At 70.8% G+C, this 11,703-nt stretch carries 13 protein-coding genes; all 13 read right to left on the bottom strand.

The window, feature by feature from the left end; all coding sequences use genetic code 11:
• Nucleotide 1 precedes the first annotated feature (1 nt).
• The 13 genes from AB0I32_RS15655 to AB0I32_RS15595 all read right to left on the bottom strand — a co-directional run bounded on the left by AB0I32_RS15655 (nt 2) and on the right by AB0I32_RS15595 (nt 11,697).
• Nucleotides 2-1,828: a discoidin domain-containing protein gene (locus tag AB0I32_RS15655; protein ID WP_357507494.1), complete on the bottom strand. Its 1,827-nt coding sequence runs from the start codon at nt 1,826-1,828 to the stop codon at nt 2-4.
• A 10-nt stretch (nt 1,829-1,838) separates the two neighbouring features.
• Nucleotides 1,839-3,464: a hypothetical protein gene (locus AB0I32_RS15650; RefSeq protein ID WP_357507492.1), complete on the bottom strand. Its 1,626-nt coding sequence runs from the start codon at nt 3,462-3,464 to the stop codon at nt 1,839-1,841.
• 92 nt (nt 3,465-3,556) lie between these two features.
• Complete coding sequence (locus AB0I32_RS15645; RefSeq protein WP_357507490.1) at nt 3,557-4,279, bottom strand: hypothetical protein; 723 nt, start codon at nt 4,277-4,279, stop codon at nt 3,557-3,559.
• Entirely contained in the window at nt 4,276-4,932 is a 657-nt protein-coding gene (locus AB0I32_RS15640; protein WP_357507488.1) for a hypothetical protein, read from the bottom strand. Before AB0I32_RS15640 ends, AB0I32_RS15645 begins: the two co-directional genes overlap by 4 nt.
• A gap of 16 nt (nt 4,933-4,948) precedes the next feature.
• Nucleotides 4,949-6,223, bottom strand: coding sequence for a hypothetical protein (locus tag AB0I32_RS15635; RefSeq protein ID WP_357507486.1), 1,275 nt, complete (start codon nt 6,221-6,223; stop codon nt 4,949-4,951).
• Between the two features lie 27 nt (nt 6,224-6,250).
• Nucleotides 6,251-6,532: a hypothetical protein gene (locus AB0I32_RS15630; protein WP_116676001.1), complete on the bottom strand. Its 282-nt coding sequence runs from the start codon at nt 6,530-6,532 to the stop codon at nt 6,251-6,253.
• Nucleotides 6,533-6,536: 4 nt separating this feature from the next.
• Nucleotides 6,537-6,833 carry a WXG100 family type VII secretion target gene (locus AB0I32_RS15625; protein ID WP_116676002.1) on the bottom strand — a complete coding sequence of 99 codons (297 nt, stop codon included), beginning with the start codon at nt 6,831-6,833 and terminating at the stop codon, nt 6,537-6,539.
• A 112-nt stretch (nt 6,834-6,945) separates the two neighbouring features.
• On the bottom strand, nt 6,946-7,530 hold the full coding sequence (locus AB0I32_RS15620; RefSeq protein ID WP_357507484.1) for a hypothetical protein: 585 nt from the start codon (nt 7,528-7,530) through the stop codon (nt 6,946-6,948).
• Nucleotides 7,530-8,201 carry a hypothetical protein gene (locus AB0I32_RS15615; RefSeq protein WP_357507482.1) on the bottom strand — a complete coding sequence of 224 codons (672 nt, stop codon included), beginning with the start codon at nt 8,199-8,201 and terminating at the stop codon, nt 7,530-7,532. The genes AB0I32_RS15620 and AB0I32_RS15615 overlap by 1 nt, the downstream gene beginning before the upstream one ends.
• Complete coding sequence (locus AB0I32_RS15610) at nt 8,198-9,631, bottom strand: hypothetical protein (RefSeq protein ID WP_357507480.1); 1,434 nt, start codon at nt 9,629-9,631, stop codon at nt 8,198-8,200. The genes AB0I32_RS15615 and AB0I32_RS15610 overlap by 4 nt, the downstream gene beginning before the upstream one ends.
• Before the next feature lie 10 nt (nt 9,632-9,641).
• Nucleotides 9,642-9,923, bottom strand: coding sequence for a hypothetical protein (locus tag AB0I32_RS15605; RefSeq protein WP_357507478.1), 282 nt, complete (start codon nt 9,921-9,923; stop codon nt 9,642-9,644).
• Between the two features lie 4 nt (nt 9,924-9,927).
• On the bottom strand, nt 9,928-10,224 hold the full coding sequence (locus tag AB0I32_RS15600) for a WXG100 family type VII secretion target (RefSeq protein ID WP_357507476.1): 297 nt from the start codon (nt 10,222-10,224) through the stop codon (nt 9,928-9,930).
• A gap of 207 nt (nt 10,225-10,431) precedes the next feature.
• Nucleotides 10,432-11,697, bottom strand: coding sequence for a lipase family protein (locus AB0I32_RS15595; protein ID WP_357507474.1), 1,266 nt, complete (start codon nt 11,695-11,697; stop codon nt 10,432-10,434).
• Between the last annotated feature and the right edge of the window lie 6 nt (nt 11,698-11,703).

The following is an 11,703-nucleotide window of genomic DNA, read 5'->3' as shown; positions in this document are numbered from 1 at the left end:
GTCATTCGCCTCCCCGCCGCACGGCGGTCTGCTCGTCGAAGCGCACGTCGGGCAGGAACCCGCTACGCAGCCAGCCGTCGTCTCCCGCTGTGAACCGCCACCTCGCCGACGGGGACTGGCCCAGCACGATCACCACCCAGGTGAACTCGGGGCTCGCGAACCGGGCCGCGAGCATGTCCTGCTGTGCGGCGGACGGAGCCTGCGACAGCACCAGCACGCCGCCCTCACCGACCTCCAGCTCCGGCACCACCTGCTCGATCCCGGCCAGGTGCTCCACCTGCTCGGGCTGCGGCAGGCCGTTGCCGACCATCACGACGCGCGGTTCGTTCGACCACGGGTTGCCGGTCAGCTCGCCGAGCCACCGGCGCAGCACCTCGTGCCGCACCCGGGTCGGGCCGTCCAGGCTGATCACGCCCCTGGCGACCGAGAAGTTCACGAGCACCCGGCCCGTCTCCCCCATCCCCAGGTTCACCAGCCGGGCGAACTGGGCGGTCGAGCCCTCCGACGCCGCGCCCGACTGCAGCTTCGCCAGCGGCGCGGACCAGCTCTGCCCGTCCTCGCTCACGGTCCACGGCTGTGGGGCGGGCGACGCCGGGTTGGTCAGCCGGAGCCGCAGCGAGCTGCCCTCGATGAACACGCCGGTCGTGCCGGGCACCTCCAGCCCGTCGCGCTCGCACGCCGCCATCAGCACCCGCAGTGCACGGTCGACGGTCCACGCCGCCGACGTGTCGGTGCGCAGGAGGCTGTCGTCGAACGGTTCGTGCCGCTTGCGCCGCCGCACGAGCCAGACCACGAGGCCGGCCAGCAGGCCGAGCACCAGCACCGCCGCCCCGGCCCAGCCGATCGTGGGCCACGGGACGGAGCTGCTCGCCGCCTCGGCGTCCGACACGTCGACGGGGCTCGGTGACGCCGACGGCGTGGCCGACGGCGCCGGTGACGCCGACGCCTGCTCGTAGCCGGGGAGCGGACCGAACCGCAGCCCCTTGCCCGTGGCGTCCTTCGGCATCTTGAGCACCCAGCCGGGCTTCGGCTTCCGCGGGTCGGTCATGTACTCACCGTCGGGCTGCCGGTGGCCCTCGGTCAGCTCGGCGATCTCCGGCCAGCGGTTGCGGTCACCGAGGAACCTCTCCGAGATGTCGTTGAGCTTCTCGACGCTCCCGTCGGGCGCCGTCCTGATGACGTAGTACAGGACGGAACCCGGTGGCCCGCTGCGGCTCGGTACGGGTGACGCCTCCGGCGACGGGCTCGGCGACGCCTTCGGGGTGACGCTCGGCTCCGCGCTCGCCTCGGCACTCTGCTCCGGCTTCGGGCTCGCCGACTGTGTCGGGGCCGCCGCCTTCTTCTCGCGCTCGCCGTAGACGCGCATCTCCCAGATCGAGTTGCCCGCCGTACCGCTGCGCGCCCCCGAGTACATCCGCACGTACCGGCCGGTGCCCCGGATGTTGTGCACGTCGTTGCCGCCGTCGCCCGTCCCGAACCAGTGCGTCTCCCACGTCTCGCCGTCCACCGACAGCTCGATCCGGTGGTCGGTCGCGTACGAGGCCTCCCAGTCGATCTCGACCCGGTGCACGACGGTGGTCCGCCCCAGGTCGATACGCAGCCACTGCGGATCGCTGAACGCGCTGGACCACCGGGTCTGCGAGTTGCCGTCCACCGCGTTGCGCGCCGGGAACTCCGGCTTCTCCAGGGACGAGGCCACGGCGGGCCTGCCCTGCGAGAGCAGGACCACCTCCTCGGCTGCCTGGGCCGGCAGCACCGGCAGCGCCGTCAGGGCCGACACCGCGAGCGCCGTCAGGACGACCGCCGCCAGGGCGCGTACGGTTCTCACTGCTCGACGGTCACTCACCGGCCCGCCTCACAGCGGTCTGCTCGGTGTAGCGGACGTCGGGGAGGAACCCGCTGCGCAGCCAGCCGTCGTCGCCGGCCCGGATGCGCCACTTGGCGGAGCTCGACTCGCCGAGCACGATCACGACCCAGGTGAAGCGCGGGTCGGCGAACCGGGCCGCCAGGAGGTCCTGCTGCGTCACGGACGGCGCCTGCGACAGCACCAGCACGCCGCCGTCGCCGACGCCCAGCTCGGGGATGACCTGCTCGATCGCCGACAGGTACTCCGCCTGCTCCGCCTGGGGCAGGCCGTTGCCGACCATCACCACGCGGGGATCGTTCGACCACGGGTTGCCCGTCAGCTCGCCCAGCCAGCGGCGCAGCACCTCGTGCCGTGCCCGCGTGGGGCCGTCCAGGCTGATCACGCCCCTGGCCCGGACGAAGTCGACGAGGACCCGACCGGTCTCCGCCATGCCGAGGGTGACCAGCCGCGCGAACTGCGCCGTCGAGGCCTCGCTGGCGGGCGCCGACTGCAGCTTGGCGAGCGGCGCCGACCAGCTCTGGCCGTCCTCGTTCGCGACCCACGGGTCCGGCGCCGGGGAGGCAGGGCTCGCCAAGCGCAGGCGCATGGCACCGCCCTCGATGAACACGCCGGTCACGCCGGGCACCTCGATGCCCTCCCGCTCGCACGAGGCGAGCAGCACGCGCAGCGCCCGGTCCACCATCCACGACGCCGACGTGTCGGTGCGCAGCAGGCTGTCGTCGAACGGCTCCTCGCGACCGCGCAGCCGCCGGGCCACGAGCACCACGCCGAACCCGACGGCGCCCACCAGCGCCAGGACGCCGAGGCCGATCAGGACGAGCTCCACCCACGACGGGCTCACGGAGCCCTGTGCCCCCGCGTCCGCGCCTCCGGCAGCGCTCGACGCCGAGGCGCTGGGCTCGGCGGTCGGTCCCGGGAGCGGACCGTGCTTCACGGCCTTGCCCTTGGCGTCCTCGGGAAGCTGGAGCACCCAGCCCACCTCGACCTGGTCCCGGTCGGTGAGCACGCCGCCGTCCGGCTGGACGCGCCCCTTGTTCAGCTTGAAGATCTCCCTGGCCCGCTCGCCGTCGCCCAGGAACCGCTCGGCGATCAGGTACAGGTACTCGGTCTCGCCCTTCTTCGTCTTGCCGATCACGTAGTACGGCACCGACGGCGCGGCCGAGGCGTCCGGTGACGCGCCGGCCGACGGCGCACCACCCGCCGGTCCGGCCGGCAGCACGCCTACCTCGATGCCCTCGCCCTCTGCGTCGTCGGGCAGCTGCATCACCCAGCCCGGCAGCACGGCGGCCGGGTCGGTCAGGGTGCCGCCGTCGGGCTGGACGCGGCCCTTGTTCAGGTCGAAGATCTCCGTGTACCGGTTCCCGTCGCCCAGGTACCGCTGGGCGATCTGGAAGAGGAACTCCGGTTCCCCGTCCGGGCTGGTCTTCATCACGTAGTACTTGACCTTCTCGCCCTTGCTCTCGTCCGCGGCGAGAGCGGTGCCCCCGACGACCTGGCCGGCGGCGGGCGGTAAGGCTGTCGCGGCGGGCACCGCGACGGCGGTCATGAACAGGCCGGCAGCAGCGAGTGCCGCGGCGGCGCGATGGGCGTGGTGCACGGTTGCTCCGTCTTCAGATGTGTCGCGTCAGTCAGGTGGTTCGTGCGGCGGGGGTCACGTGCGGCAGGGCTCGCGCGTCGGTCGGACCGGGCTCACGCGGAGCCAGGGACGCTCCGCTCCGGCAGGTTCAGGGGGTTCGCGCCGGGACCTGCCCACCGGAAGGTGGACATCACGGCGTCGAAGAAGAACACCATCGCCTCAGCCAGCCGCTCGGTGTTCTCGCTGTTCCAGATCGTGGTGAAGGACAGGACCAGCCACTCGCCGTCGGTCTCGTCACGCGAGACCGCGTACAGCACCTGCCGGGTCGACAGCTCCAGGTCGTCGCGCTTCATGCCGTGCTCGGTGTGCACCACGCGGATGCCGGGGCGGCCGTCGATCTCGACCAGCTCGCTCTCCTCGTACCCGTCGCTGAGGATGCTGGTCACGATCCGCGCCGGATCGGTGCCGACGTCGCTGACCACCTCGATCTCCGCGATCGAGCCCGGGACGATCACGCCCTCCATGGGCTCGGTCGGGAGGTAGACCGCGCCCGTACCGGCGTCGCGCGCCTGGCCGAGGGTCTTGTGCAGCTCGTCGCGGAGCATGTGCCGGAACGGCTCGACCTTGTCGCGGGGCATGGTGTCAGGCAGCGCCCGGGCGACCACCTGCTCGATCGCCTCGTCCAGCTCTCGCTGGCGGCCCTCGCCCGTCGGGAACCGGGCCCAGCCCGGCGGCAGGAGCATGACCCAGGCGTCGGTCGGCTTGCCGGCCTGCTCGGCCGGACCTGCCGGGTGGTGGTCGCTCGCGGGACGGTCGCTCGCCGGGTGGTCGCTCACAGTGGGCTCCGGATGATCTTGACGGCGGGAAGCAGGTCGACGATCACGTCGAGGATCGTGGGGACGAGGACGAGGTCCTGACTGCGCCAGACCAGGGCCGTGTCCACCACGCCGTCCGGGAACTCGGTGCGCCGGCCGGCGGCCACGCTCACCCAGGCGCCGCCCGTCGCCTCGTCGATGTCCACCCGGGTGACCTTGATGCCGTCGCCGTCGGGCAGGTCGGGATACTCGATGCCGGGCGGGCTCACCGGGTTGCCGCCCTTCGCCCCCAGCACCGTCATGAACACGTCGTCCGACTCGTCCGGGTCGCCCATGCCGACGGTGACGAGCAGGGGCACGGGACCGCGGTCCAGCAGGCCGACACCGGCCATGGCCCGTGCGCCCTCGGTCGCCGCCTCGTCGGCGAACGTCACGAGGCTTCCGACGGTCTGCGCGAGCGAGCTGCGCACCGTCGCGACGTGGTCGGCATCGGGGTCGGGCCCGGCCGGAGCCGGCGCACCGCCGGGAAGGAACGACTCCAGCAGGGCCTCGACGACCTCGCTCTCCCACGCCCGCACCGCGTCGGCGGGCTCCGTGGCGGTGGAGGGCACCACCAGCCAGCCGTCCGGTGGCTCGATGGTCCAGGTCCAGCTCGGTCTCGTCGTCGCACGCAATGGATCGGCTCCCGGCTCAGGTCGTGAGGTGGTTGTACTCGTAGTCCGTCGGCGCGGTCCAGTCGCCCCGACGGTCCTCACCGGGGAAGCTCGTCGGTGCCACACCACCCCAGAGGCCGCTGATCAGGCCGGACAGCATGGCGCCAGGGCCGGCGACGTAGATCCACGGCTTGATGGTGAAGTTGGCACCCCAGAGCCCGAGGAGGCTGAGCTCCCTGAGCCCGCCGAGGCCGAAGGCCCCGCTGATCGACCAGGTCTTGATCGGCGCGACGATCGACGCCCAGCCCGGAAGCTTGGACGTGATCATGATCGAGATCTTCTGGATCGCCAGGGGCTTGATGATGATGCCGCCGGCGGTGCCGATGAACGAGCCCGCGCCGCCCTTGCCTGCGAGCACGGCGCCCTGCGCCGCCTTGATGGACGCCCCGATCGACTTCGCCACGACCAGCCCGACCCCGGCGGCCGCGACGCCGATGACGCCGAGGATGACGCCCATCCAGCTCGCCTCGCCCTGCGCGGCGAGCACGATCGAGGCGACCAGGCTCACGACCCCGACGATCAGGCCGGCCAGCGCGAGCGCTCCCACCCCTGGCAGGAGGATGGCCAGCACCGCCAGAGCCATACCTATGTAGCCGAGGATCTCGACCAGTCCCTTGAGGAACTTGTTGAACCCGTGCACGAACGCGTCCCAGCCGCTGTGCTTGAGCCCGTCGTCGCCCCAGTTCTCCTTGATCTTGGCCGCCGCCCGCTCGGCGGCGGAGTCGAGGGCCGACATCGCCGCGACCGCGATGGCCTTGGCCGCGGCGAGCTCGCCCTTCGCGCCCTCGATCTTGCCCGACCGGTTCTGGGAAGCCTGCTTCTCGTCCTCGGTCAGCGGCGGCGCGTCGTCCGGCCGGTCCGCGTTCACCGGGTCCGGCATACCCTCCGCGCCCTTCTGGGCGGCGGCCGCGTCCTCGGCCTTGGCCAGCGCCTTGCCCGTCTCCGAGCGCGCGGTCTCCAGCTCCGGCCGGTAGGCCTCCAGCGCGGCCCGCACGTCGTCGTACCGGCCTGCGGCGGCCGCCAGGTGCTCGTGGCTCTCCTCGGCCCGCCCGCGCATCGCATCGGCCGACTCGCCCTTGAGCAGGGTCTCGTCGCCGTCACCGATCTTCTTGAGGAGCGCCGCCTGCGTGGTCATCATCTCGGCGATCTCTTTGTAGTGCTTGATCACCGCGTCCAGACCGGACGCCTCGGCCGGCACAGGGTCGTCGTCGTAGTCCAGCAGGTGCCATTCACCCACGCGGGCGGCGCTCATCGAGTCTTCCTTCTGTTCACTGAGGCTCTACTCGCTCTCGAGCGACTTCGCCAGCTCGATCTCGGTGTCGTTCCAGGTCTCGGCGGCTTTCTCCATCTTGCCCTGGAGGTCCTTGAGGTTTTCCTGGAGCTTCTCCCGCTTGACCCACCAGCTGTCGACGAAGTCACCCATGGCGTTCTTCACCGTGCGGTGGCCCCAGATGTCGCCGCCGTCCCACAGCTCCTTCATGTTCTCGAGCTCGTCGACGACGGACTTGAGCTGGGTGGCCGCGTCGTCGACCGCGATCGAGGTGACTACCAGGTCAGGCACGGGACTACTTGTTCAGCGCGTTGGCGAGCTCTTCGTCCGTCTTGCGGAGCGCCTCGGCGGCCTGCTTCAGGTACTCGCCGATACCCGTGAGCCCCTCCATGACCTGCTTGCCACCCTTGTCGAGCTCCTTGTAGGACTCGTCGAACCGCTTGGAGGACTTGTCCGTCACATAGCCGTCCTGCACCAGGTTGTCCACGAGCGACCGCAGCTGGTCGAGCTTGTGCTGCATGTCGTCCGACTCCTGCTTGATGCGCTGCGCCGCATCTTCCATCTGCTGGAAGGTCACATTGATGTTGGCCATGATCGGTCCTCTCGATTGCCTCGTGGGAAAACAGCGCGATCGTACACGAACCGGACATACTGGAACGTGAACACTGACAACCTGGTCAGTGAACCGGGCCGACACCGCTCGCTCATGCCGAGCCCGGGATCGTCCGCTCCGGCAGGTTGACCGGGCCGGCGCCCGGACCGGTCCACCGGAAGGTGGTCATCACCGCGTCGAAGAACTCGACGAGGACGTCGGCGAGCTGCTCGGCGCGACCGTCGCTCCGGCCTGCGTCGTAGGTGGTGCTGAAGGACAGCACCAGCCAGTCACCGTCGGCGTCGTCCCGCGAGACGACGTAGGCCACCTGGCGTGTGGTGACCGCGGAACGACCGGTTCCCTCCGCCGCCGCGTGCGGCTCCTCCCCCGGCGTCCCACGCAGTGTGCGCGCGACGCGGACGCCCGGTCGCCCGTCGAGCCCTGTCGGTGCGGTCTCCTCGTACCCGTCGCCCAGGGCACTGGTCGCCACGTCGATCGGGTCGCGTCCGACCTCGCCGAAGATCTCGATCTCAGTCATGGCCGCCGGGACCGACATCCCCGCGACGGGCTCGGTCGGCAGGTACACCACCCCGGCCTCCGTCGGTAGGCGGACCCAGCCGGCGGGGAGCGCGAAGGACCACGCGTCGGTCGGCGCGCCCACGGCCGGGTCGCGGGCGTCGCGCACGGTCTGCCGCATCAGGCCTCGCTCCTGCTGACCCGGACGGCGGGCAGGAGCTCGTCGAGCAAATCCACCATCGCCGCGCCGAGCAGGACGTCCTGCGTGCGCCACACCAGCACCGTGTCCACCACGGCGTCGGGGTGGTCGGTGCGCCGCCCGAGCCCCACGCTCAGCCAGGCGCCGCCGGTCTCCTCGCCGACGTCGAGGCGGACCACCCGCACGCCGTCACCGTCCGGCAGCGCCGGATATTCGACGGTGGGCGGCGCGGCGGGGTAGCCACCCGTCGCGCCGAGGGCTGCCATGAGGCCGTCGTCGGGTTCCGCCGGGTCACTCACTCCGACGGCGACGAGCACCGGCACCGGTCCGCGCCCGAGCACCCCGAGACGCGCCACGACCCGGTGCCCCTCCGGCGCCATCCCGTCGGCGAACGCCCGGAGGTTGACTATCGACTCCTCGGCCATCCGGTCGAGCGCGGCGCCCCCGGCGTCGTCAAGGGCCACCGGCTCGCCGTCGGCGTCCGGCTGCTGTTCCAGCGATCGGCGCACGGCCCCGGCCGCACCGCGCTCCCATGCCGCGACGTCGGCGTGGTCCTCGGTGAGGGTGGACGGGACCACCAGCCAGCCGGCCGGTGGGTCCACCCGCCACGACCAGCCGGCCCTCGTGGCGTCCCCACTGCTCGTGATCGTCATAGGACCGGGTTCTCCCCGTACAGGCCGCTGTAGTCGGCGTCCCGCCAGCCGTCGAGGCTCCAGCGCGGGTCCGCCGGATTGAAGTTCGACGGATTGATCAGGCTGAACGGCCGCATGGCCCATCCGAAGGTGTAGGACACGGGGCCGATGTACATCCACGGCTTGATCGCCGCACCCGTGATGCCGAGCTGGCCGAGGGCCGCGGTGATCTTCTGCACGTCCTTGATGTCGCTGATCCCGATGAGCCGGTCCCAGCGCCACGTGCCGCCGCCGATGCGGTCCATGAACCGGCTGAAGTCGGTGGCGAGGTACTTCGGGTGGGTGATCTGCCACCACCCGGGTGACACGCTGGTCTTGCCGGCGAACTCCTGCCAGCTGCGCAGGTTCCTCGCGAACGGCGCCATCGTGATCGTCAGGTCGTTGATCCGGCGCGCCAGGTCGGGGTTCCGGCCGATGTTCATCATGCTCCGCAGCCATTCCCGGTCCCGGAACAAGAACTGGAGCTGCCGGTTCTGGCTGCTGAAGGCCCCGGCCCCGCGCCCCAGCTGCGCGCCCTGGACACCCTTGAGCCCGCCGGCCATCTTCGCCGCCACCCCGATCAGGCCCAGGCTGAGCACGCCGATGATCACGCTCAGCCAGCTGCCCTCACCCTGGACGGCCAGGATGAAGCTCGCGGCCACCGAGACCGCGGTGACGATCACGCCGAGAAGGGTGATCATCCCCAGGCCCGGGATGAGGATGCTCAGCACCGCCAGCGCCATCCCGATGTACATCAGGATCTCGACGAGCTTCTTGAGGAACTTGTTCAGCTTGTGCAGGAACGCCTCCCAGCCACTGTGGTGCAGCCCGTCGTCACCCCAGTTCTCGCGGATCTTGTTCGCGGCGGCAGTGGCAGCGGCGTCGAGCCGGATCATCGCCGCGCGCGCCTTGGCCTTCGCCGCCTCCAGGTCACGCTTCGCCGCGTCGATCTTGCCCGTGCGGCTCTCGGACTCCTGCTTCTCCTTGTCGGTGAGCGGCGGCGCGTCGTCCGGCCGGTCGGCGTTCACCGGGTCGGGCAGTCCCTCGGCACCCTTCTGGGCCGCTGCCGCGTCCTGCGCCGCCGTCAGGGCGAGGCCTGTCTCCGAGCGCGCGTACTCCAGCTCCGGGCGGTAGGTGCGCAGCGCGTCCCGGATGTCGTCGTACCGGCCGGATGCCTTGTTCAGCGCCTCGGCGCTCTCCCTGGACCGCTTGCGCATCGCGTCCGCGGCCTTGCCCTTGAGGAGGGTCTCGTCGCCGTCGCCGATCTTCTTGAGCAGCTTGGCCTGTGTCGACATCGCCAGGGCGATGTCCTCGTAGTGCTTGATCACCGGGTCCAGGCCGGCCACGTCAGCCGGGACCGGGTCGGAGTCGTAGTCGAGCAGTTGCCATTCCCCAGGCCGGGTAGCGCCCATCGTCGTCCTCCTACTGCTCGTCGAACGACGCAGCGAGCTCGATCTCGAGGTTGTTCCACTGCTCGGCCGCCTGCTCCATCTTTTTCCGCAGGTCGGAGAGGTTCGTGGTCAGCTTCTCCCGCTTGACCCACCAGTCGTCGACGAAGTCGTCCATCGCCTTCCTGACGGTGTCGTGGCCCCAGACGGTGCCGTCGTCCCACAGCTTTCCCATGTTCTTGAACTCGTCGACGATCGCCGCGAGCTGCTTGGCGGCGTCGTCGACGGCGACCGAGGTGACTACCAGGTCGGCCATGGGACTACTTGTTCAGGGCGTTGGCGAGCTCTTCGTCGGTCTTGCGGAGCGCCTCGGCGGCCTGCTTCAGGTACTCGCCGATACCCGTGAGCCCCTCCATGACCTGCTTGCCACCCTTGTCGAGCTCCTTGTAGGACTCGTCGAACCGCTTGGAGGACTTGTCGGTGACGTAACCGTCTTGCACCAGGTTGTCGACCAGCGAGCGCAGCTGGTCGAGCTTGGCCTGCATGTCGTCCGACTCCTGCTTGATGCGCTGCGCGGCGTCTTCCATCTGCTGGAAGGTCACGTTGATGTTGGCCATGACAGAACCTCTCGCTCACGGGTTGCGGACGGTCTCGTACGCGCGTCTCAATCGTCATCAATCGGACTAACCGGACGGCGACGCGTGTGTGAACGGATGACGAACGGCGCACGACACGACGACGACGGGCCCGGAACAGCGTCCGGACCCGTCGTCATATCGCGCAAAAAATGCCTCTCACCAGGGATTTCACCCTGGCTCGGCGGCTCAGCAGTGGCCGAGGAAGGGGCGGTCCCTGAACCGCCGGTCGAGGAAGGTGATCACGCCGGGGGCGCCGGTCACGAACGTGGACACGTGCTCCCCGAGGTGCCACTCCCACCGCACGTCCGCGCCGGCCGCGCAGTACTCGTTCCGGAGCGCTCGCGCCTGCCCCGGGGCGACTATCTCGTCGAGCGTCCCGTGGAAGAGGTGGATCGGCACGTCCGGCGGGTTGGCCCCCAGCCGGTTCTCGGCGAGGCGCGCCTGCCACGCCGGGGAGTGCAGCGGGTTCGTCGTCGTGAACATCCCGATGTTCTGGAACGCGTGCGTGAGCGTGCCGTCCACGCAGTCGTCCTGCTCCCGCTCGTAGGTCTCCCGGCCGCGCTCGTTGAAGTACGTCTCGAGGTCGAGCTCTGGATAGGCGGCGTCCATCCCGTAGGCCGCCAGCAGCAGGAAGCCGAACCCGACCTTGCCGTCGAGCCCCTCTGCCACCTCGGTGAGGTCCGCGGGCACGCCACCTGCCGCGACGCCCACGAGGTCGAGCTCGGGTGCGTACTCCGGCTGCAGCTCACCCGCCCACATCGCTCCCCCGCCGCCCTGCGAGTAGCCGGAGAACGCGACCTTGCCCCCGGCCTCCAGGCCCGTTGCGGGCAGGCTGGTGGCGGCGCGCACCATGTCGATGACGGCCCGCCCCTCCGACCGCCCGACGACGTAGGTGTGCATGCCCGGCGTGCCGAGACCCTCGTAGTCCGTGACCACCACCGCCCAGCCCGCCAGCAGCATCGGTTCGATGAGGGGCCGCTCGTAGTCGAGCCAGCGCGACGGCGCGCACGTGTCGCCGACGCCGCGCGTGCCGCTCGCCACCGAGACGATCGGCCGCGGTCCCTCGCCCCGCCACGGCGCGCTCGGCACGAGGACCCGCCCGGTCACCGGCATGTCCTGCCCGGTCGCGTTCGTCGAGTGGTACATGAGCAGGTAGCTGCGGGCGCTGAGCTGCCGCGGCTCCTCGCGCCAGCGGACGACCTCGCCGTTCGCGCCGTCCGGCAGCGGGCTCGGCGGGGTGTAAAAGTCGTCGTCGGCGCGCGCCTGCAGCGGCACGTCGGGGACGTCCGGCAGGTCCGGGACGTCGGCCGCGACGGAGGTGGGTGTGGTGGACGCAGAGGTCGGCGGCGCGGCGACGGCGGGCAGGGCTGCTGCGGGCAGGGCTGCTGCGGGCAGAGCCAGCACGACCAGGGTCGCGACGATGAAGGCATGCGGGTGGGTGATGTTCGGCATCGGATC

The sequence above is a fragment of the Promicromonospora sp. NPDC050249 genome, assembly GCF_040656015.1.
GTDB lineage: Bacteria > Actinomycetota > Actinomycetes > Actinomycetales > Cellulomonadaceae > Promicromonospora.
This window is presented reverse-complemented; position numbering and strand designations above follow the sequence as displayed.